Consider the following 20,250-nt stretch of genomic DNA (forward strand, 5'->3'; position numbering starts at 1 on the left):
CTCTCGGAGAGAGACAGCTGGAGTTTGAGTAATTCCCGCTCCTGGGACTGCACGAGCGACCTCAGACCCAGTTCCGGATCGACCGCCCGCGCGCCTCCGCGGTGTTCCTGCGACGACTGCACCAGAGCCAGTTCGGCGAGCTCGCCGAGAGCGCCAGTGGTCCGGTCGAGCGGCCATCCGAGCTGCTCCGCCATGTCCTGCGGGCTCTCGCCCGGCTGCCTCAGCAGAGCGCGGTAGGCGCGTTCCGCACCCATCCCGACGCCGATCTCCTTGAGCACGCTGGTCCCCCTCCGCTGCCGACTTCCTCATTGCCCCCAAGCCTCACGCAGGGGGGAATTGGAAGGGCCGCACGTGCAATGGTCGCGAAAAGGAAGGCGAAGTAAACTGCGTTCCGGACATGTCAGTGCGGCCCTTGTGTCGCTCAATTCACGGCATTGGTCCGCTTTACGGTAGCCCCGCAACTGAAGGACGGAGCACTGCGGTCGCCGGCCGTCTCGTGTGTCTCAGCGCGTGGTCTCACGCTCCACCGGGAGCCACAGTTCGGCGTCCGCCTCCTGGCCGTCGGGGACAGTTGGGTGCGGAGGATCTCCGGGCCGGGGCGGGTGCGGTAGGGGTTGGACGGGAACCACTCGGTGAACACGTCCCGCCAGAGCTCCTGGATGGCCCGCGGGGCGGGCCCCGAGGTGGTGAAGACTGCCCAGGTGCCGGGTGCGACAGGCAGGGTGGTGGTGCCTTCGGGGGGCGCGGACGAGGCCGGGGCCGAAGTGATCACGCCGTGGTAGTAGTCGAGTTCCGTGCCCTCCGCGCGGCTCGGGTCCAGGTCGTCGCAGACCGCGATGATGCCCTGGGGGTCCTGGTCGGAGAGTTGCCGCAGGTGTTCCAGGGCCTGCTTGTCGAGGCCGCGGACGAAGTTGATGATCGACTCGTTGGGGCCTGAGTGGACCAGAGGGATCCGGGTCTTGAAGCCGGTGACGGTGAAGGCCGGGCGGTTCACCACTCGGTAGTGCATGCTGCTGCTCCCTTCGACGGTGAGGCGGAAGGCCAGCCGGGGCTGGGAGACGAGTGCGGCGCCGGTGCGCCGGGCCTCGCCCGGGCCCACGCCGTGCATCGTGCGGAACGCCCGTGCGAACGCCTCGCCGGAGCCGTAGCCGTAGCGCACCGCGATCTCCAGCAGCGTCTCGCTGCCCGCGAGCACCTGAGCGCCCGCGACGGTGAGCCTCCGGCGCCGGATGTACTCCGACAGGGGCATGCCTGCCAGTGCGGAGAACATGCGGCGCAGGTGGTACTCCGAGGTGGCCGCGATCCGCGCGAGTTCCACGGCGTCCACCGAGTCGTCGAGGTGGCGCTCGATGTGGTCCATGGCCTGGTTGAGTCGCTCCAGCACGCCCGGTTCCTTCCTTTCCGTGCCTCTTTGGTGTTCACCACGCTAGGGAGGGCGTCCCCTGCCGGACCCGACATCCTGTGCCCGATCGGGTCGGGTGCCGGTTCCGCCGAACGAGTCAGGCGGACCGTCGTCCGGCAGGCGTATTTAAGGGGGCCTTACCGTGAACGGCTAGCATCGCCCGTCGACCCGTCAGTTGCCGACCGTGAAGAGGTGAGGACATGGGGGCGCCCAGGATCGCCGTCGCCGTGGTGACGATGGGCAATCGGCCCGAGGAGGTCGACGCGCTGCTCCGGTCCGTGGCCAAGCAGGACGTGCCGCCCGAGCGGATCGTGATCGTCGGCAACGGCTGCCCGCTGCCCGAGTTCGCCCGGCGGCTGTCGCTGCCCGGTGAGGTCACCCCCATCGAGCTGGACGAGAACCGGGGGTGCCCCGGCGGGCGGAACGCGGCACTGGCGCGGCTGCGGGAGTTCGGTGATGTCGACGTCGTCATCGATCTGGACGACGACGGGCTGCTCGTGGACGCCGATGTGCTGCGCCGCGTGCGGGAGCTGTACACCGCCGACGAACGGCTCGGCATCGTAGGGTTCCGCATCGCCGACGAACTCGGCGAGACGCAGCAGCGGCACGTGCCCCGGATCGGCGGCTCGGACCCCATGCGGGGCGGCTACGTCACCGGGTTCCTCGGCGGCGGGCACGCGCTGCGGATGGCCATGCTCGACGAGGTCGGCGACTGGCCCGCCGAGTTCTTCTTCGCCCATGAGGAGACCGACCTGGCCTGGCGCGCGGCCGACGCGGGCTGGCACATCCTCTACGCGCCCGAACTGCTGCTCCAGCACCCGAAGACCTCGCCCGCCCGGCATGCCATCTACTACCGCGTGAACGCCCGCAACCGGGTCTGGCTGGCCCGGCGCCGGCTGCCCGTCGCGCTCGTCCCCGTCCATCTGGGCGTGTGGGTGCTGCTCACCCTCGCGCGGAACAGGTCCGGTGCCGGGTTGCGCGCGTGGTTCGGCGGTTTCGTGGAAGGCGTACGCGAGTCGGCGGGGGAGCGGCGGCCCATGCGCTGGCGCACGGTGTGGCGGCTCACGCGGCTGGGGCGACCGCCCGTCATCTGACGGCTGAAGCCGCGGTGGTGGGAAGGGAATTGAGTGGGCCCCGGCCGATCACCTCCGCCGACCGGGACCCGGAACCGGCCACGGCGTCGACACTCCCCCGAGTGGCGCGTCGAGACGCGCACGCCGCCGGACCAGATCCGACGTAGTGATCACATCAGGTTGAGCCAACGGATCGCTAACATATAGCCAATAGTGGGCCAGGGGGCGGAAATTCGTCGAGGGCGGTGACATGGGAAGGCGGGGGAGCGATGGCGGCGTCTCTCTGCTCGGGCCGTGACGAGAGCGCGACAGGTTCCGGGGGACGGTGCGCGCTGCGGTTCGGGTTGCTCGGGCCGCCGGGGCTCTACGACGCCGGTGGAGGCGGGCGGAGCGAGGCGCGCGGCATCGCGAGCCCCAAGGTGCGGGTGCTGCTCGCCGCGTTGCTCCTCGACGCGGGGCGCGTCGTCTCCGCCGCGTCGCTCAAGGACGCGCTGTGGGGCGGGGCTCCGCCCGCTTCCGCCCAGGCCTCGCTGCACAATCACGTAGCCCGGCTACGGCGGTTGCTCGACGACCCCGAGCGGCTGCGGACCGTGCCGTCCGGGTATGTGCTGCGTGTCGACGAGGGCGAGCTGGACATCCACGTGTTCGACGCCCGGGTCGCCGCGGCGCGTGCCGCGCACACCGGACGGGACTGGGAGCGGGTCGTCCACGAGTGCGCTGCCGCGCTCGCGCTGTGGCGGGGCGCACCGCTCGCCGGGCTGCCGTCCGAGGTGGGCGGCTACGCCTTCGTGCGGCGGCTGCGCGAGGCACGGCTGCTGCTCCTGGAGTGGCGCCACGACGCCGAGTTGGCCCTGGGCGGCTCCCGGGTCGACGGGCTCGTGCCGGAGCTGTCGGCGTTGGCCGCCGAGTATCCGCTGCGGGAGGTGTTCCACCGGCAGCTCATGCTCGCCCTGCACCGCACCGGCCGTCAGGCCGAGGCTCTGGCCGTCCATCACGAGCTGCGCACCCGCCTCGTCGACCGGCTCGGCATCGAGCCGGGGCCGGGGGTGCGTGAGGCGCATGTGGAGGTGTTGCGGGGGGCCGTGGGGAGCACTGGTCCGGGGACCAGCGCTCCCGAGGATGGTGGTGGCGAGGGCCTCCCTTCCTCCGCGCGCGCCCCAGGGAGTTCCGTCGCCGCGGCGCCTTCGCCGGCTCAACTGCCGCCGCCACCACCGCATTTCACGGGACGCACCGGCGTACGCGACTCCCTGCGCCGTGCTCTCACGACGCCAGGGCCCCATCCCACCGCCGTCCTCAGCGGCATGGCCGGTGTCGGCAAGAGCGCCCTCGCGCTGCACGTCGCGCACGAGGTGGCGGAGCGTTTCTCCGATGGGCAGCTCTACCTCAATCTGCACGGTGCCACCCCGGGCATGACCCCCCTCACTCCCGGTCAGGCGCTCACCGCCCTGCTGCGTGACCTGGGCGTCGAGCCCTGCCGTGTCCCCGAACACCCTGACGCGGCCTCGGCGTTGCTGCGGTCCCTGCTGGCGCCGACCCGCACGCTCCTGGTGCTGGACGATGCCGCGAGCGCCGCGCAGGTACGGCCGTTGCTGCCGGGCGGTGCGCGGTGCGCGGTGATCGTGACCGGACGTTCGCCGCTGACCGCCCTGGACGGCGTGACCCGTTTCCCGCTCGCCCCGCTCACGGACGAGGAGAGTGCCGAACTCCTGCGCAGGGCCTCGGGCCGGGCCGAGCGGTGTCATCCGCGGGGCTCTGAGCCGGCCACTCTCGACGCCCGTCACCCTCTCGTCGCCCTCACCGGCAGGCTCCCGCTGGCCCTGCGTGTCGTCGCCGCTAGGCTCGCGGCCCGGCAGGCCCTCACCCCGGACGTCCTCGCCGGTCAACTGGCCGCCGCGGACGAGCGGTTGCATCACCTGGAGTACGACGACCTGAGCGTCCGCCGGTCCCTGGCCGTGGCGCACGACGCGCTCGCCGCCTCCGAACGCGAGGCCGACCGGGACGCGGCCCTCGCCCTGTGCCGCGTCGGCGCGCTCGACCTGCCCACGTACGGCGTCCCACTGCTCGCCCGCCTCATCGGTACGGGCGAACGGCGTGCCGAGGCCGCCCTCGACCGGCTCGTGGACGTCGCCCTGCTGGAGGAGACGGCCTACGGCCGGTACGAGCCGCACGACCTGGTGCGCGACTTCGCGCGGGAACGGGCCGGTGAGGTGGCCGGCGGCGAGGTCGGCAGTGACGCCGTCGAGACGGCCCTGCGGTGGTACGCCGCCGTCGCCGAGCGCGTTCTCAGCGCGATCGTCGAGCCCGGGCCCGACCAGGACGACCGTCGCCGGCCCACCACGGGGCAGCCGAACGGGCACGGGGGTGGGGGTGGGCCTGCCGGCACCGTCGCCCCCTTCCGCAGCGCCGAGGAGGCCTTCGCCTGGGGAGACCGGGAGCTGGCGAACCTCGTCACCCTGGTCGGGCGGCATGCGGACGATCCTTGCCGGCGGCGGGCGGGCCTGGTCTCCGCTGTCGTACGGCTGATCCTTCCCTACGCGCACCGCAGGGGGCGCGTCGCCGAGATGGAGGTGCTCGGGCGGGCCGGTCTCCGTGTGGCGCGGCGGCTCGGTGACCGGGCGGCGGAGGCGTGCGCGCTGGTCGACCTCGCCGGACTGCACTTCCTGACCGGCCGGCACAACGAGGCGCTCGCCCTCAACGACCGCGCGCTCGCCCTCTGGCGGCGGTTGGACCACCCGTCCTGGATCCGCCGCTGCCTCAGCAATCGCGGCCTGCTGCTCGACGGGCTCGGCCGGCACGCCGAGGCGGGTGAGGCGCTGCTGTTGAGCCTGGAGTACGCCCGGCAGCTGGACGATCCGTACGGCGAGGCCGTCACCCACAGCCACCTCGGCAACCTCTACGAGCACACCGACGCGCGGGCGGCCATCGAGCAGCACCGGCGTTCGCTGGCCATCGGGGAGGAGATCGGCGCCGTCATCCTCCGGCACTCCGCGCACTGCAACATCGGCTACGCCCATCTGCGGCTCGGCGAACCGGCCGCGGCCCTTCCGCACTTCGAGGAGAGCCTGCGCATCCTCGGCGGCCAGGGCGACTGGCACGGCGAGGCCCAGACCCGGCTCGGGCTGGTCCGGGCCCTGCGTCTGCTGGGCCGCACCGGGCGGGCCGCCCGCGAGTGCGCCGAGCTGCTGGACCGGGCCGATGCCCGCGCCGACCGCTACACCGGCGGCCTCGCCCGCCACCAGCGCGGGCTGCTGCTGCGGGAGCGGGGGCGGCCCGAGGCGGCGCACGAGGAGTGGCGCTCGGCGCTCGCGGCGCTGGACGGGACGGACGAGCGGACGGTGGTCACGGAACTTCGCGAACTGCTGGCCCCGGCCGACTGATCGACCGGCCGGTCCCGGCACGCCGTTCTCCGGCCGCCCCGAGGGGGTGCGCGCCTGCCGGTCCGCGGCCGGTTCCCGGCAGCCGGAAACCGGCCGGTCCTGGCACGCTGGAGAAGGGCGGGCCGGGACCGGCCTTCTCTGACGGTTGCGCGGCCGATGCGCGGTCCTCCCCGGGCCGACCCTGGCCCCTCATTTGGCATCCGCGTAGCACTCCACCACCGCCGTGGTGAACGGAAAGCGCACCGGTGTCCGGCCGAAGGTCAGCTGTCCGGCCAGGGCCGCCGCCTCGCGGATCGCCGTCACGACCGCCTCCGTCTCCGCCTCGGGGCAGTGCACGATCACCTCGTCATGCTGGAAGAAGACCAGCTCGGCGGCGAGGTCCGCGCAGGACCGGCGCAGTGCGGCGAGCAGGAGCAGGGCCCAGTCGGCGGCGCTGCCCTGGACGACGAAGTTGCGGGCGAAGCGGCCGCGGGCGCGGGCGTTGGTGGAGGCGTAGCCGGGCACCCAGGGCGCGGCGGCGTCGGGGTGGGCGTCGTCGGCGACCGGGATGCCGGCTTCCTCCGTCCCGTCGTCCGTCCCCCGCATCGCGGGTGGGCAGGTCCGGCCGAGCCAGGTCCGCACGAGCCGGCCCTCCTCGCCGGCGCGGGCCGCGTCGTCGACGTACGCCACCGCCCTGGGGAAGCGGCGTCTGAGCGCGGCGAGGTTCTTCAGGCCGTCGCCGGAGGTCTGGCCGTAGACCGCGCCGAGCACGGCGAGTTTGGCCTGGGTGCGGTCGCCGGAGAAGGCGCGGTCGGAGACGGACTGGTACAGGTCGGTCTCCCGGCCCGCCACCTCCATCAGGCCGGGGTCGCGGGAGATCGCGGCGAGGACGCGCGGCTCCATCTGGTCGGCGTCGGCGACGACGAGCCGCCAGCCGGGGTCGGCCACCACGGCCCGCCGGATCACCTTGGGGATCTGGAGCCCGCCCCCGCCGTTGGTCACCCAGCGCCCGGTCACCGTCCCGCCCGCCAGGAACTCGGGTCTGAACCGCCCCTCGCGCACCCAGTCCTGGAGCCAGGACCAGCCGTGGGCGACCCAGACGCGGTACAGCTTCTTGTACTCGATCAGGGGTTTCACGGCTGGGTGGTCGACGGTCTCGATCTCCCAGCGGCGGGTCGAGGAGACCTTGATGCCGGCCTGCGCGAAGGCCTTGATGACGTCGGCCGGCAGGTCGGGGCGGACCCGGCGGCCGAACGCCGTGGACACCTCGTCCGCCAGTTCGGCCAGCCGGCGGGGCTCGCCGCCGCCCGCGTACCGGTCGCCCAGCAGGTCGTGCAGGACGGCCCGGTGCACCTCGGCGCTCCAGGGCAGCCCGGCGCGGTTCATCTCGGCGGCCACCAGCATGCCCGCCGACTCGGCGGCCGTGAGCAGCCGCATGCGGCCGGGGTGCTCGGCGCTCTCGTGCCGCCGCTGCTGCTCGGCGTAGACCGCGAGGAGGTCCGGCAGGGGCAGCGGGACGCCCTGCGGCTCGAACAGCGAGGACTGCGAGCCCGGCTCGGCGGAGCGCTGGGGCGGATCGGGCGGTACGGGGCCGCCGCGCAGCCGCGCCAGGGCGGCCGCGGCCGAGCGGGGTTCCCCGTACCGCCCCTCGTGACCGAGGAGGAGTGTCTCGGCCGCCTCGAGGTCGTAGCACCGCTCGACTCGCACCCCCGTGGCGAGCAGGCGCGGGTAGACCTCGGCGGTGGACCGCCACACCCACCGCGTGACGCCGGGACGGCTTCTCACGGCCTCGGCGGGATCCGCCTCCCGCCGCACCGGCCCGGCGGGCAGTCCGTCCGGACCGAGGGGGGCGACGTCCACGCCACCGTCCTCGGCCGGAGCGAGCGCCCACCGGTCGGTCATGCCGTGAGTCTGACAGGGGGGTCTGACAGTGAGGATGTGGGCGGCATCGCTCGGGGGTCTGACTCTGGGTCTGACTGGCGCTTCGGCTGCCTGTGTGTTGAATCGTCGGCCCGCGGGTGGTGTCACTGCGTGTGCTCGCGGGTGTCCGTGACCTCATAGGAGCTTGGCCGTCGGGCCTCTTCACTGTCTCGTCCGTCTGCCCGGGCAGCGCACGCTGTTCCACCACGCCTCGTACGAAGGACGGCAGAGCAGGCATGAGCGCGCCCGGGATAGCAGTGATCGGCGGAGTCGATACCCACACGGACATCCACCAAGCCGCAGTGATCGACTCGGTCGGCCGCCACTTGGACACGCGGTCGTTCGAGACGACGGCGGCCGGCTACGAACAGCTGCTGGCCTGGCTCCGGACCCAGGGCGACGTCATCGCCGTCGGAATGGAGGGCACCGGAGCCTACGGCGCCGAACTCGCCCGGTTCCTGACCGCCAACGACATCACAGTCGTGGAGGTCGACCGCCCAGACCGCAGGGCCAGACGAGCCCACGGCAAGTCCGACCTGATCGACGCCTACGCGGCGGCCACCGCCGTCCTCTCCGGCCGCGCGAGCGGAACGCCGAAGAGCCGCGACGGGATCGTGGAGGCCATCCGCGCGCTGCGCGTGGTCCGCAAGAGCGCGGTCAAGGCCCGCACCCAGACCATCAACCAGATCCGCTCTTTGACGGTCACCGCGCCCTCCGCCCTGCGGGAGAAGCTGCGGGGACTGCCCACCGCCGTGCTCATCGACACCCTCGCCCGGACCCGGCCCACCGGGGACCTGACCGACCCCGCAGTGGCGGCCAGGACGGCCTTGCGCCGCCTCGCCCGCCGCTACCAGGCCCTTCAGCAGGAGATCAAAGAGGCCGACGCCGACCTCGCCCCCCTCGTGACACGTGCGGCCCCCAGCCTCGTCGCCCTGCCCGGAGTCGGCATCGAGACGGCCGGACAGCTTCTGATCACCGCCGGAGACAACCCAGACCGGCTCCGGTCCGAAGCCTCTTTCGCGCACCTGTGCGCGGCCGCCCCGATTCCCGCTTCCTCAGGCCGCACCGACCGCCACCGCATCAACCGCGGCGGCGACCGGCACGCCAACAGCGCCCGCTACACCATCGTCCTGGTTCGCATGCAACACGACGCACGGACCAGGGATTACGTCGCCAGACGCACCGCCGAAGGCATGACCACCAAGGACGTCATGCGGTGCCTGAAACGGTTCGTCGCCCGCGAGGTCTACAGGCACATCAAAGCCACCGACGTCCCGGTCCTGGCACGACCAGCTTGACGATCTATAGGAGCTTCAACGCCCCCTCGATCGCCGTCGCCGTCGCCGTCGCCGCCGCTACGACGGTGTCACGACTCGTCCGGTGTCTCCTGCTGCGCCCGCACGATCTTCTCCAGCACCGTCACCACGTACCGCTCGGTCCGCTCCTTGCCGATGCCGAGGCCGTTGAGGACGCCCTCGCCGTTCTCGTGCTCCAGCAGGGCCAGCAGGATGTGCTCGGTGCCGATGTAGTTGTGGCCGAGGCGCAGGGCCTCGCGGAAGGTGAGTTCCAGGACCTTCTTGGCGGCCTGGCCGTACGGCACGAGCTCCGGGGCCTCCTCGACGGCGGGCGGAAGCGCCGCCGTGGCCGCCTCGCGCACCGCGTCGAGGGTCACGCCCTGGAAGGTGATCGCCTTCGCGGCGAGTGCCTCCGGCTCGGCCAGCAGGCCGAGGACGAGGTGCTCGGGCAGGCCCTCGGCGTTGCGCGCGGACCTGGCCTCGTTGTGGGCGGCCATCACCGTGTTGCGGGCGCGGGGCGTGTAGCGGTCGAAGCCCTGGTTCGGGTCGAGGTCCGCCGACTCCTTCGGCACGAAGCGCTTCTGCGCGGCCTGCCGGGTGACGCCCATGCTCCTGCCGATGTCCGTCCAGGAGGCGCCCGAACGCCGGGCCTGGTCCACGAAGTGGCCGATCAGATGGTCGGCCACCTCGCCGAGGTGATCGGCGGCGATCACCGCGTCCTGGAGCTGTTCGAGGGGTTCCTGATGAACCTTCTTGATCGCCGCGATCAGGTCGTCGAGGCGCACGGATGACGTGATGTCGGGGTTCTTCGTCATGCTGTCAACCGTAGGTTGCGCTCCTGTGGGTGTCAACCGCGAGTTGACACCTGGGCGCGTGGCACCATCGGCCCGTGAGTACGTCCCCCACCGTCGACCGCGCGTTCGAAGCGGCCCTGTACGCGACCGGCGAGACGACCCTCGACACCGGCGCCTCCCTGCTCGCCTCCGACCCGGCGGCGGATACCGAACTCGCCCGGCGTGGCGAGGAGTTCGTGGCGGCGTCCTGGCGGCGCGGCTGGCAGCCCGCCGACGTCGTACGGATCGTCCGGAGCGAACTGGAGGACGTCCACGTGCTGCTCGTGGCCGGGCTGATCCGGGCACAGGCGCCCGGCGACCGGCCCCGCGGCCGCCGCTGGAGCGCGCAGCTCGCGGAACTCCCCGCCGACGCCCCGCCCCGTACCGACCGCTTCTCGCACGCCACGGCCGTGCTGGAGCTGTACCGCCTGCTGCTGCGGCTGCCCGCCCTCGAACCCCTCGACGAGACGTCCGGGGAGGCGGCCGGTGGGGCGACCGCCGGCGCCAGGGACGAGTCCCGCATGCTCACCCGTATCCGCGCCCTGCTCGCCAAGGCGGAGGCCACCGGGTTCCCGGAGGAGGCCGAGGCGCTCAGCGCCAAGGCGCAGGAGCTGATGGCCCGGCACAGTGTCGACGAGGCGCTGCTCGCGGCGCGGGCACCCTCGCCCGACACTCCAGGCGCTTGCCGGATCGGTGTGGAACCGCCGTACGAGCAGGCCAAGGCGGTGTTGCTGGACGCCGTCGCCTCCGCCAATCACTGCCGGGCGGTGTGGAACGAGCCCCTCGCCTTCTCCACCGTCGTCGGCTTCGAAACGGACCTGGAGGCGGTCGAACTCCTCTACACCTCGCTCCTCGTGCAGGCCACGACCGCGATGACGAAGGCGGAAGCCGCCCAGCGCGCGGGGGGCCGCAAGCGCACCAAGACGTTCCGGCAGTCCTTCCTCGCGGCCTACGCCCACCGCATCGGCACCCGGTTGGGAGAAGTGGCCCAGGCCCAGGTGAGCGACGACCTGCTTCCGGTTCTCGCCTCCCGCGACGTCGCGGTCACCGGACGGCTGGACCGTATGTTCCCGGAGACGACCACCACCCGCCTGCGCGGCGTGCGCGACGCGGCGGGCTGGACGGAGGGCGCGCAGGCGGCCGACCGGGCCCAGGTCGGGCACCGGCCGCCGCTGTGCTGAACCGCCGTCAGTCGCCGGAGGACTCGAAGCCGCTCACCGAGGCCTCGGCCGCGCCGCTTGCCCCGTCCCTCCGGGCGACCTCTCCGTACGACCACGTCAGGGTGTGCGCGTCCTCGGTGGCGCCGGGCAGGGTGAAGGACGCCCTCCGCACGGGGAGACTCTTGGCGGAGCCCGCCTCGCCCCGGACGTAGGTGATGGTGAAGGACGTGGTGCCGCCCTTGCCGAGCGTGAGCGGCCGGGCCTTCACGCCCTGGTCCGGGGGCACGGACGTCGTGCTGTCCTCGGCCACCAGGTCCACTGCGGGGAAGCCCTTCAGGGTGCACTGCGCGCCCTTGTTCGTGAGCGTCACGGTGACGGTGCCGGTGTCCCCGGCGGCCGGGGCGGCGCCGGCCCCGACCTTCACGCCCATGTCGCCGAGCGCGCAGGCCGAAGCGGTCGGCCGGTCCGCGTTCTTGACGTCGTCGGCGCCGGCGCCGTCGTCGTCGCAGGCGGTCAGCAGGAGCGTCCCGGCGAGGGCGGTGGCCAGGGCGAGGGGAGGAAGGGTGCGCATGGGGACCTCTGGTGCGTGATGGCGGTGAGCGGTTCCAGTGGATGGATCATCTCGGACGGAGGGACCGTCACGCACCCGGGCAGGCCGTTCTCCGGAGTCGCACTCCTACCCGAGGCCCGCCGTGGGCAGCCCGGTCGGCAGCTTGCCGCCCTCGGCCCTGGTGTAGGTCTCCGCGCCGAGGCCGCCCTCCCAGGTGACCTTCAGGCTGCTCTTGTTCACGGAGTCGACCATGGCGGTCGTTCGTTCCTTGTCGCCGCCCGTGCACTTGAGGCGGATCATCCGCATGCCGGACTCCTCGCCAGCGGTGCCGCTGCACACGCTCCCGCCGGTGGCGAAGAGCGCGGCCTGCTTGCCGGTGATCACCAGGGCCACGGCCTTGCCGTCGGTCGTCGCGAGCCAGCTGCCCGACAGCGTGCCGGAGCCGGAGCCGGAGCCGGAGCCGGAGCCGGAGCCGGAGCCGCCCGAGCCGCCGTCCGTGTCGGCGGACGCTGAGGCGGACGGGGCCGGGCTGGACGCGGAATCGTCCCCGGAGCCGCTGTCACTGCTGCACGCGGACAGTGCGAGCACACCGGCCAGCCCCGCGGCCGCCGCCGCGACCCGCAGCCGTCGACGCGCTCCCGTGCGACGCGAGAAGATCACCGAAGTCACTGCAGCCCCCAAGCTGTAGCCGGCCGGCCCGGACGCAACCCGGCCGACCTCTGTGCCGGAACGACCGAAGCAAGCTACCAGGGCCCGTCAAGCGGCTCGGAGGACGACCCCGCTCGGCCTCCACCGGCCGGCCTACGGGTGCGCCTCCCGCAGCCTGGCCTACCGGGCCGTCCGCCCACGAGGGGCGCCCTGGGTGCCGGCGACCAGGCGGCCCGGGCGGCACGGGCCGGCCCGGGACGGCAGGGCGGCCAGGGGTGGCAGGGGCGGCCGGGTGACCTCTCCGGGGCGGGCGGCCGGCCGGGGGCGTTCCTGGTGTCCGGCTCTCCCTGGGGCGGCCACCTCGCGGAAGTCCTCCGGCCGTCCGGCCCTCACCAGGACGGTCGACCCGCAGGGCCCCGGCCCCGCCTCACCACGACGACTTCCGCACCCCCGGCAGATACCCGGCATGCGCCTGCCCCCGCAGACTCACCCGGGACAGCCCGAACGCCCGGAAGTAGCCGCGCGGGCGCCCGTCCACCTGGTCGCGGTTGCGGACCCGTGTGGCGCTCGCGTCGCGCGGCTGCCTGCGCAACTCCGCCTGGGCGGCGAGGCGCTCGGCCTCCGTCGACGACGGACGGCGGATGATCTCCTTCAGCTCGGCCCGCCGCGCGGCGTAGCGCGCGACGACCTCCTGGCGCTTGTCGTTCTTCGCGATCTTGCTCTTCTTCGCCATCAGACCTTCACTCCCCGGGCGCGGATCCGGGCGACGGCCGCCTCGACTCCGATCGTGTCGATGGTCTTGACCGCCCTGGCGCTCAGCCGGAGGCGGACGTGCCGGCCCTCGCTCGGCAGCCAGTAGCGCTTGGACTGGATGTTGGGGTCGAACCGGCGGGACGTGCGCCGGTGGGAGTGCGAGATCCGGTTGCCGAAGCCGGGCTGGGCGCCGGTCAGCATGCAGTGCGCGGACATGGTGGGTGATGTACCTCTCTGACTCAGGTGATGCAAATGGAATTCATTTTCAGTAGTGTAGCGGCATGGCACGCAACGAACTCCGGCCGGTCATCAAGCTCCGGTCCACCGCCGGAACCGGCTACACCTACGTGACCCGCAAGAACCGCCGCAACGACCCGGACCGCATGACCCTGCGCAAGTTCGATCCGGTCGCCGGCCGCCACGTCGACTTCCGAGAGGAGCGCTGACCATGCGCGAGGGAATCCACCCGGAGTACGGCCCCGTCGTCTTCCGCGACCGTGCCGCGAACTACGCCTTCCTCACCCGCTCGACCCTCTCGGCCAGGGCGGGCGAGAAGACGATCGAGTGGGAGGACGGCTCCACCTACCCGGTCGTCGACGTCGAGATCTCCGACGTCAGCCACCCCTTCTACACCGGCACCGCCCGCGTCCTGGACACGGCGGGGCGTGTGGAGCGCTTCGAGCGCCGGTACGGAAAGAAGGGCTGACCCGGTGACTGCCCCTTCCGGACCCACCGGCCCCACCGGACCCACCGGCATGTCTGTCGTCATCGTCGGCGGGCTGCACGCCGACGCCCGCAGGGCCGCCGTGGCACGCCTGCTCGCCGACGTGCCCGGCAGTGTCGCCCTCCATCACGACCTCGCCACGGCCGCAGCCGGCACGGTCGTACGGACCGTCCGGGACGCCACCGGCCTCCTCGACGCGGGGGAGGCGCCGCTCGTCAACGACTGTGCCTGCTGCGCCCTGCGCGAGGACCTGGTCCCGGAGCTGGAGCGACTCGCCGATGCCGGGCGGACGCCGCTGGCCGTCGTCGAGCTGTGGGACTCCGTCGAGCCCAAGGCGATGGCCGAGGTCGTCACGGCCGGCGGGCTCACCGTCACCGGCGTGCTCACCGCCGTCGACCCGGCCCTGGTCCTGCCGTACCTCGCCAACGGCGACGACCTGGCCGACGGCGGTCTCGCAGCCGCCGCGACCGACCAGCGCACGGTCGCCGACACCTTCGCGCGCCAGCTGGAGTACGCCCCCGTCCTCGCGCTCGCCGACTCCCCGGAGGCCGACGACGAGGACCGCGAGCTGCTCGCGCAGCTGCACCCGACGGCCCGCCAGGTCCCGATCGGCCAGGGCGACCTGGCGGACAGGCCGGCCGACGACGGACTGACGGTGCCGGCCCCGCGCCGGCGAGCGCTGACGCCGCTGGCCGAGGCGGCCCTGGCCGGCTTCGACGTGGAGGCCGCCGCGGCCGCCCAGCATCCGGCCTGCGCCCTGCTGCCCGCCGAGGCCGACGCGCACGGCGTCTCCACCCTGGTCTGGCACCGGTACCGCCCCTTCCACCCCGAGCGGCTCTACGCCGCCCTGGAGGACCTGACCTGCGCGGCGGCCCGCAGCCGGGGCCGCTTCTGGCTCGCCGACAAGACCGACACGCTGTTCCACTGGGACGCCGCGGGCGGGGCCCTGTGCGTGGAGAGCGCGGGGCCCTGGCTCGCCTCCCTGCCGGACGCGGCCTGGGAGATGGTCCCGCCGGTGCGCCGCGCCGCCGCCGCGCTGGACTGGCACCCCGAGCACGGTGACCGCGGCCAGCACCTCGTCTTCACCTCGCCCGGCCTCGACCGGGACGGCCTGGAGCGGCTGCTGGAGTCCTGCCTGCTGACCGACGCCGAGTACGCCGCCGGGCGAGACGCCTGGCAGCGGCTGCCGCACGCCTTCGACACCCTCCTGGAGGTCTGATCCCCGATGCCCCGCAAGCCCGACCGCAAGCTCCCCGCCAAGAACCGTCCCAATCCGCTGGACCAGGCCGGGATCACCTACATCGACTACAAGGACACCGACCTGCTGCGGAGGTTCATCTCCGACCGGGGCAAGATCCGCAGCCGCAGGGTCACCCGGGTGTCGGCGCAGCAGCAGCGGCAGCTGGCCAAGGCGATCAAGAACGCGCGCGAGATGGCGCTGCTGCCCTACGCCTCCCGCTGAGAGGACCCGGGTGAGGTTCCCCACGCTTGACGTGCGGGGGACCTCATGCCTGCGTTCCGGGCCTTCATCGGGCGCACGCAGGGTGGACCGCCAGGGCCGGGTGGCCGACCGCGTGTCCGCCGATCGTGCGAGCGGGACACCGGCCCGCAGGACGACGTCCCGGTCCTGCGAGCGGCCCATTTCTCCCTGCTCCCGCAGGTCACGGTCGTCTTCCGCATCGAGCCCGGCCCGCTGCCGCCCGGTCTCCGGGCCGCCCGCCGCCAGCTCCCTCTTCTCGGCCGCCGCCCCCGCCGGGGACCCCGTCCCCGCCGCCGAGTGGATGCTCCGCCTCCACCGGACCTCCGCCGAACCCGCCGACTTCCCCGTCCGCCTCCGGGAACGAGAGAGCAGGCAGGGCCGTCAAACAGGCAAGAGCTTCGGCACAGCGGTCGGCAAAGCTGTAACCGCAGGACCACCCCGCGTGCACGTGCATCTGCTCATGCATCCGCACATGAACAGGGCTATGATCCGGGTCAGTTGACCACTGCATCAATGGCCACATAAGCCAGTGCACCACCGGGGAGCGACCTGTGGACCACGACGTGTACAACGGGATGGCGGCCGCCGGGCTGAACGGCGTGGCCTGGCAGAAGAGCCGGCACAGCAACTCGCAGGGTTCGTGCGTGGAGTTCGCCCGGCTCCCGGGCGGGGAGGTGGCCGTACGCAACTCGCGCTTCCCCGACGGACCCGCGCTGGTCTACACCCGTGCGGAGATCGAGGCGATGCTGCTGGGTGTGAAGGACGGCGAGTTCGACCACCTGGTGGGCGGCTGACGCGTCGGCAAACCCCCTGCAAACCGGGGGTAATCGGAAATCTACGCGCTGTAACGCGCGTAGAACCGCGACGCCAGGAAGCGCCGCGGTTTCTTATTCGCTGCCGGCTCGCGGCAGCCGGAACAAAGCCCAGACCACCTTGCCGCTGAGCGCGCCCGCAAGCGGCTGCCAGCCCCAGCTGTCGGCGAAGGAGTCGACGAGGAACAGTCCGCGGCCCGACTCGGCCGAGAAGTCGTCGGTCTCCCGGGCGACGGGGCTGTCGTGGCTGGGGTCGCGCACGGCGCACACCAGGCGCTCGGTCCAGCGCATCAGGTGCAGCCGCACCGGAGGCTCCCGGCCCGCGGCGCACGGGGTGTTGGCCGGCAGGCCGTGCCGCAGGGCGTTGGTGACGAGTTCCGAGACCACCAGGCAGACGTCGTCGAAGCGGTCGCCCATGTCCCACTGGTCGAGGGTGCCGCGGGTGAACCGCCGTGCGTCGCGCACCGCTTCGTAGCGGGCGGGCAGAGCGCAGGAGGCGGCGTCGGACACGGCCGCTGGATCAAGCGGCGGAAGGCCCTGCCGTAACGGCTCGAGCATGGTTGATCCATTCGTCCCCATGCGAGGCACTCCCGGGAATTCGCGGTCGGTGCGATGCGGCGGTGGTGCGGGACCATGGTTTCGGATGCGTTCAGCAGATGCAAGGGCAGATGCACGTGCACGTGACCGGAATGAGCCGTCCCGTACCGCTTGTTGGTCAATTTTTCCGTCATCTTCGCGTCCTGCTCCGGCCGTTCGCATGCCTCCTTCTTGCATTCGCGCGCGTGCGTTCTCCGATGCGATTCCGTTTCCGTAACCGGACGAGTACTGCTCGGAGTGTTTTAGTGGCAGACTTCGGCCCCTGAAGACGTTGGGGAGGCTGGCGAACGTGAGCGCGGGAGAGCCGGGATCGGTGGTGCGGCGCATGCTGCTCGGATCACAACTCAGGCGTCTGCGTGAGGCGCGGGGCATCACGCGCGAGGCGGCGGGCTACTCGATCCGAGCCTCCGAGTCGAAGATCAGCCGGATGGAGCTGGGCCGGGTGAGCTTCAAGACGAGGGACGTCGAGGACCTGCTCACGCTGTACGGCATCACGGACGAGCAGGAGCGCGCCTCCCTGCTGTCCCTGGCCAAGGAGGCCAATGTCGCGGGCTGGTGGCACAGTTACTCGGACGTGCTGCCCAGCTGGTTCCCGACCTACGTCGGTCTGGAGGGCGCCGCCTCGCTGATCCGGGCGTACGAGGTGCAGTTCGTGCACGGCCTGCTGCAGACCGAGGCGTACGCGCACGCGGTGGTCCGGCGGGGCATGCAGAGCGCGAGCGCAGCCGACGTCGAACGGCGGGTGGCGCTGCGTCTTGAGCGGCAGAAGTACCTCTTCGACGAGCGGGCGCCCGACTTCCACATCATCCTGGACGAGGCCGCCCTGCGCCGCCCTTACGGCGACCGCGAGGTGATGCGCGGTCAGCTCCAGCACCTCATCGAGATCTCCGAGCGGCCCAATGTGCGGCTCCAGGTCGTGCCGTTCAGCCTCGGCGGCCACTCCGGCGAAAGTGGCGCGTTCACGATCCTCAGCTTCCCGGAGTCCGACCTCTCGGACGTCGTCTATCTGGAGCAGCTCACCAGCGCGCTGTACCTCGACAAGGCGGAGGACGTCGCCCAGTACGAGAAGGCGCTCAAGGAACTGCAGAGCGACAGTCCGGGTCCCTCCGAGAGCCGGGATCTTCTCCGGGGGCTTCTCCAGCTTTCCTGAAGAGGCCCCCCAGCTCTCCTGAAGGACCCCTCCAACTCGCCTCAAACGCAAGTACGATGACGTGTGATCAGATCGTGAAGAAGCGATCAGAGGTCTGCTTAGGGATCGAGGGATCACATGTCGTCGTCCTACTTCACCGACCTTGCACAGCAGTACATCGACGGTGAATGGCGCCCGGGTACCGGCTCCTGGGACATCATCGACTTCAATCCGTACGACGACGAGAAGCTGGCGTCGATCACCATAGCCACGGTCGACGAGGTCGATCAGGCGTACCAGGCCGCGGCCCGTGCCCAGAAGCAGTGGGCGGCGACCAATCCGTACGCCCGCCGCGCCGTCTTCGAGAAGGCCCTGCGCCTGATCGAGGAGCGCGAGGCGGAGATCTCCGAGGCCATCATCGCCGAGCTCGGCGGCACCCGGCTGAAGGCCGCCTTCGAGCTGCACCTCGCCAAGGAGTTCCTGCGCGAGGCGGTCCATCTGGCGCTGCGCCCCGAGGGCCGGATCATTCCCTCGCCGGTGGACGGCAAGGAGAACCGCGTCTACCGCGTGCCGGTCGGCGTGGTGGGCGTGATCAGCCCCTTCAACTTCCCCTTCCTGCTGTCGCTGAAGTCCGTCGCCCCGGCGCTCGCGCTCGGCAACGCCGTGGTGCTGAAGCCGCACCAGAACACGCCCATCGTCGGCGGCTCCCTGGTCGCGAAGATCTTCGAGGACGCGGGGCTGCCCGGCGGTCTGCTGAACGTCGTCATCACCGACATCGCGGAGATCGGCGACGCCTTCATCGAGCACCCGGTCCCCAAGGTCATCTCCTTCACCGGCTCCGACGCGGTCGGCCGGCACGTGGCGACCGTCTGCGCCGGGCTGTTCAAGCGCTCGGTCCTCGAACTGGGCGGCAACAGCGCGCTGGTGGTCCTCGACGACGCCGACATCGACTACGCGGTGGACGCGGCCGTCTTCAGCCGGTACGTCCATCAGGGCCAGGTCTGCATGGCCGCCAACCGAGTCCTGGTGGACCGGTCGGTCGCGGACGAGTTCACCGAGAAGTTCGTCGCCAAGGTGAAGACCCTCAAGGCGGGCGACCCGCGTGACCCGGAGACCGTCATCGGCCCGGTCATCAACTCCTCCCAGGCGGACGCCGTCTCCGGCGTGGTCGAGCAGGCCCTCGCCGAGGGGGCCACCGCCCTGGTGCGCGGCGCGCGGACCGACAACCTCGTCGAGCCGTCCGTGCTGACCGGCGTCCCCGCCGACTCGGCCCTGCTGAAGCAGGAGGTCTTCGGCCCGGTCGCGTTCCTCGTCCCGTTCGACGGCGAGGAGGAGGCCGTACGCCTCGTCAACGACACGCCGTACGGTCTGAGCGGCGCCGTCCACACCGGGAACATCGAGCGGGGCGTCGCGTTCGCCAAGCAGATCGACACGGGCATGTTCCACGTGAACGACGGCACCGTCCACGACGAGCCGATCGTCCCCTTCGGCGGCGAGAAGCACTCGGGCATCGGCCGGCTCAACGGCGAGACGATGCTCGACTCGTTCACCACGACCAAGTGGATCTCGGTGCAGCACGGGCGCAGCGGGTTCCCCTTCTAGAGCACACCCGCCTGGAGCACACCCACAGCAAGGCCCCAGCATGCTCTTACCGGGTCCGTCAGGGCAGCCGGAAGCAGTGGATCAGCTCAACTCCCCCTTGAACCAAGTGGTTTGAGGGGAAGTGCTGGTCAATACTCAAATTGGAGTACCCGGTGGTACGTTGTGCCCACCGACGGACGGAGTGAGTGCATGGACGAACAGGACGAGGTGCTCGACAGCCCGACCGGCTGGGTCGCCACACATGTGCGTCGATACGTGGCCAGCGAGGGTTCGAAGGGGCACATCTGGTACGGAAAGCCGACGTTGCTGCTGACCACACGGGGCCGCAGCTCCGGGGTGCTGCGGCGGACCGGACTGATCTACGGGGAGGATCAGGGCAACTACGTCGTCGTCGGGTCCAACGGCGGATCCGACCGCCATCCTCACTGGTATCTCAACCTGCTGGCGGAGCCGCGGGTGCGGGTGCAGGTGGGCGCGGACACGTTCGAGGCGGTCGCCAGGGAGGCGGAAGAGGGGGAACAGGATCGCCTGTGGGAGGCGATGACCGCGATTTTTCCGCAATTCAAGAGCTACCGGAAGAAGACCGACCGGAAGATCCCCGTCATCGTGCTGGAGCCACAGCAGCCCGCACAGGACTGAGGGGAGTCCGACGCCTCCGGTGAGGAGGCGGCCACGGCGATGCTCGGGGGAGTGCGCGTCGGCGGGGGCCCGGCCGCGCACCCGGTACGCGTACTTCGCGGTGCCGGGCGGCGGCAATCGGCTGCTCGGCCTGCTGGAACGATGAGCTCCCTCTTCCGCACCGCTTGGTCTGGCGTCCGGGTAGTACTCGGGTACGGCAGGGCCGGCGAAGCCCGTGTCCCGCGTGCCGTTCGGCAGGTCCGGGGCGAGACGTGCTGTCCGTCCCTCTCGCGCTGTC

At 71.9% G+C, this 20,250-nt stretch carries 19 protein-coding genes and 1 pseudogene; 12 read left to right on the forward strand and 8 right to left on the reverse strand.

The features are described 5' to 3' along the window. Positions 1 to 503 precede the first annotated feature (503 nt). Positions 504 to 1,384 (reverse strand): annotated as a pseudogene (locus ACQEV8_RS24500) (AraC family transcriptional regulator). A gap of 218 nt (positions 1,385 to 1,602) precedes the next feature. Here ACQEV8_RS24500 and ACQEV8_RS24505 point away from each other — a divergent pair. Together ACQEV8_RS24505 and ACQEV8_RS24510 are read left to right on the forward strand one after the other, a co-directional pair. Continuing rightward, positions 1,603 to 2,496, forward strand: a complete 894-nt coding sequence (locus ACQEV8_RS24505; protein WP_432963864.1) for a glycosyltransferase family 2 protein — start codon at positions 1,603 to 1,605, stop codon at positions 2,494 to 2,496. A gap of 248 nt (positions 2,497 to 2,744) precedes the next feature. Next, the gene (locus tag ACQEV8_RS24510) at positions 2,745 to 5,852 is read left to right on the forward strand and encodes a BTAD domain-containing putative transcriptional regulator (protein ID WP_432963867.1); all 3,108 of its coding nucleotides are present in this window, start codon (positions 2,745 to 2,747) and stop codon (positions 5,850 to 5,852) included. A 189-nt stretch (positions 5,853 to 6,041) separates the two neighbouring features. Here the strand turns inward: ACQEV8_RS24510 and ACQEV8_RS24515 are convergent, their stop codons facing one another. Then, a complete protein-coding gene (locus ACQEV8_RS24515; protein WP_432963870.1) occupies positions 6,042 to 7,733 on the reverse strand; it encodes a bifunctional 3'-5' exonuclease/DNA polymerase in 1,692 nt (563 codons plus the stop codon). 254 nt (positions 7,734 to 7,987) lie between these two features. Here ACQEV8_RS24515 and ACQEV8_RS24520 point away from each other — a divergent pair, with 254 nt between their 5' ends. Beyond that, on the forward strand, positions 7,988 to 9,049 hold the full coding sequence (locus tag ACQEV8_RS24520; protein ID WP_432963873.1) for an IS110 family transposase: 1,062 nt from the start codon (positions 7,988 to 7,990) through the stop codon (positions 9,047 to 9,049). A gap of 68 nt (positions 9,050 to 9,117) precedes the next feature. On the opposite strand, the gene ACQEV8_RS24525 is transcribed toward ACQEV8_RS24520, so the two are convergent. Beyond that, entirely contained in the window at positions 9,118 to 9,861 is a 744-nt protein-coding gene (locus tag ACQEV8_RS24525; protein WP_432963876.1) for a Clp protease N-terminal domain-containing protein, read from the reverse strand. Positions 9,862 to 9,935: 74 nt separating this feature from the next. Here ACQEV8_RS24525 and ACQEV8_RS24530 point away from each other — a divergent pair, with 74 nt between their 5' ends. Continuing rightward, positions 9,936 to 11,060 carry a DUF2786 domain-containing protein gene (locus tag ACQEV8_RS24530; protein ID WP_432963879.1) on the forward strand — a complete coding sequence of 375 codons (1,125 nt, stop codon included), beginning with the start codon at positions 9,936 to 9,938 and terminating at the stop codon, positions 11,058 to 11,060. A 7-nt stretch (positions 11,061 to 11,067) separates the two neighbouring features. Here ACQEV8_RS24530 and ACQEV8_RS24535 read toward each other — a convergent pair whose 3' ends face one another. The 4 genes from ACQEV8_RS24535 to rpmB all read right to left on the reverse strand — a co-directional run bounded on the left by ACQEV8_RS24535 (position 11,068) and on the right by rpmB (position 13,206). Continuing rightward, the gene (locus ACQEV8_RS24535) at positions 11,068 to 11,610 is read right to left on the reverse strand and encodes a DUF4232 domain-containing protein (protein ID WP_432963882.1); all 543 of its coding nucleotides are present in this window, start codon (positions 11,608 to 11,610) and stop codon (positions 11,068 to 11,070) included. 105 nt (positions 11,611 to 11,715) lie between these two features. Next, a complete protein-coding gene (locus tag ACQEV8_RS24540) occupies positions 11,716 to 12,249 on the reverse strand; it encodes a hypothetical protein (RefSeq protein ID WP_432963885.1) in 534 nt (177 codons plus the stop codon). A gap of 415 nt (positions 12,250 to 12,664) precedes the next feature. After that, complete coding sequence (gene rpsN, locus ACQEV8_RS24545; protein ID WP_432963888.1) at positions 12,665 to 12,970, reverse strand: 30S ribosomal protein S14; 306 nt, start codon at positions 12,968 to 12,970, stop codon at positions 12,665 to 12,667. After that, complete coding sequence (gene rpmB, locus ACQEV8_RS24550; protein WP_432963891.1) at positions 12,970 to 13,206, reverse strand: 50S ribosomal protein L28; 237 nt, start codon at positions 13,204 to 13,206, stop codon at positions 12,970 to 12,972. The genes rpsN and rpmB overlap by 1 nt, the downstream gene beginning before the upstream one ends. A 65-nt stretch (positions 13,207 to 13,271) precedes the next feature. Here rpmB and rpmG point away from each other — a divergent pair, with 65 nt between their 5' ends. From rpmG to ACQEV8_RS24575, 5 genes are all read left to right on the forward strand, one after another. After that, positions 13,272 to 13,436 (forward strand): 50S ribosomal protein L33, encoded by a 165-nt coding sequence (gene rpmG / locus ACQEV8_RS24555; protein ID WP_184594658.1) that lies wholly within the window; start codon positions 13,272 to 13,274, stop codon positions 13,434 to 13,436. 2 nt (positions 13,437 to 13,438) lie between these two features. Beyond that, positions 13,439 to 13,696: a type B 50S ribosomal protein L31 gene (locus tag ACQEV8_RS24560; protein WP_432963895.1), complete on the forward strand. Its 258-nt coding sequence runs from the start codon at positions 13,439 to 13,441 to the stop codon at positions 13,694 to 13,696. A gap of 49 nt (positions 13,697 to 13,745) precedes the next feature. Next, entirely contained in the window at positions 13,746 to 14,933 is a 1,188-nt protein-coding gene (locus ACQEV8_RS24565; protein WP_432963898.1) for a CobW family GTP-binding protein, read from the forward strand. A gap of 6 nt (positions 14,934 to 14,939) precedes the next feature. Continuing rightward, a complete protein-coding gene (rpsR, locus tag ACQEV8_RS24570) occupies positions 14,940 to 15,176 on the forward strand; it encodes a 30S ribosomal protein S18 (protein WP_432963901.1) in 237 nt (78 codons plus the stop codon). Between the two features lie 593 nt (positions 15,177 to 15,769). Then, positions 15,770 to 15,988, forward strand: coding sequence for a DUF397 domain-containing protein (locus ACQEV8_RS24575; RefSeq protein ID WP_221299255.1), 219 nt, complete (start codon positions 15,770 to 15,772; stop codon positions 15,986 to 15,988). A 93-nt stretch (positions 15,989 to 16,081) separates the two neighbouring features. On the opposite strand, the gene ACQEV8_RS24580 is transcribed toward ACQEV8_RS24575, so the two are convergent. Then, positions 16,082 to 16,564 (reverse strand): ATP-binding protein, encoded by a 483-nt coding sequence (locus ACQEV8_RS24580; protein ID WP_432963904.1) that lies wholly within the window; start codon positions 16,562 to 16,564, stop codon positions 16,082 to 16,084. A gap of 364 nt (positions 16,565 to 16,928) precedes the next feature. Between ACQEV8_RS24580 and ACQEV8_RS24585 the strand changes: the two genes are divergently transcribed. The 3 genes from ACQEV8_RS24585 to ACQEV8_RS24595 all read left to right on the forward strand — a co-directional run bounded on the left by ACQEV8_RS24585 (position 16,929) and on the right by ACQEV8_RS24595 (position 19,973). Next, positions 16,929 to 17,753, forward strand: a complete 825-nt coding sequence (locus tag ACQEV8_RS24585; RefSeq protein WP_432972960.1) for a helix-turn-helix domain-containing protein — start codon at positions 16,929 to 16,931, stop codon at positions 17,751 to 17,753. Positions 17,754 to 17,870: 117 nt separating this feature from the next. Continuing rightward, complete coding sequence (locus ACQEV8_RS24590; protein ID WP_432963907.1) at positions 17,871 to 19,334, forward strand: aldehyde dehydrogenase family protein; 1,464 nt, start codon at positions 17,871 to 17,873, stop codon at positions 19,332 to 19,334. Positions 19,335 to 19,523: 189 nt separating this feature from the next. Next, a complete protein-coding gene (locus ACQEV8_RS24595) occupies positions 19,524 to 19,973 on the forward strand; it encodes a nitroreductase family deazaflavin-dependent oxidoreductase (protein WP_432963910.1) in 450 nt (149 codons plus the stop codon). Positions 19,974 to 20,250 lie beyond the last annotated feature (277 nt).

This window comes from Streptomyces sp. CA-179760, assembly GCF_050937045.1.
GTDB lineage: Bacteria > Actinomycetota > Actinomycetes > Streptomycetales > Streptomycetaceae > Streptomyces.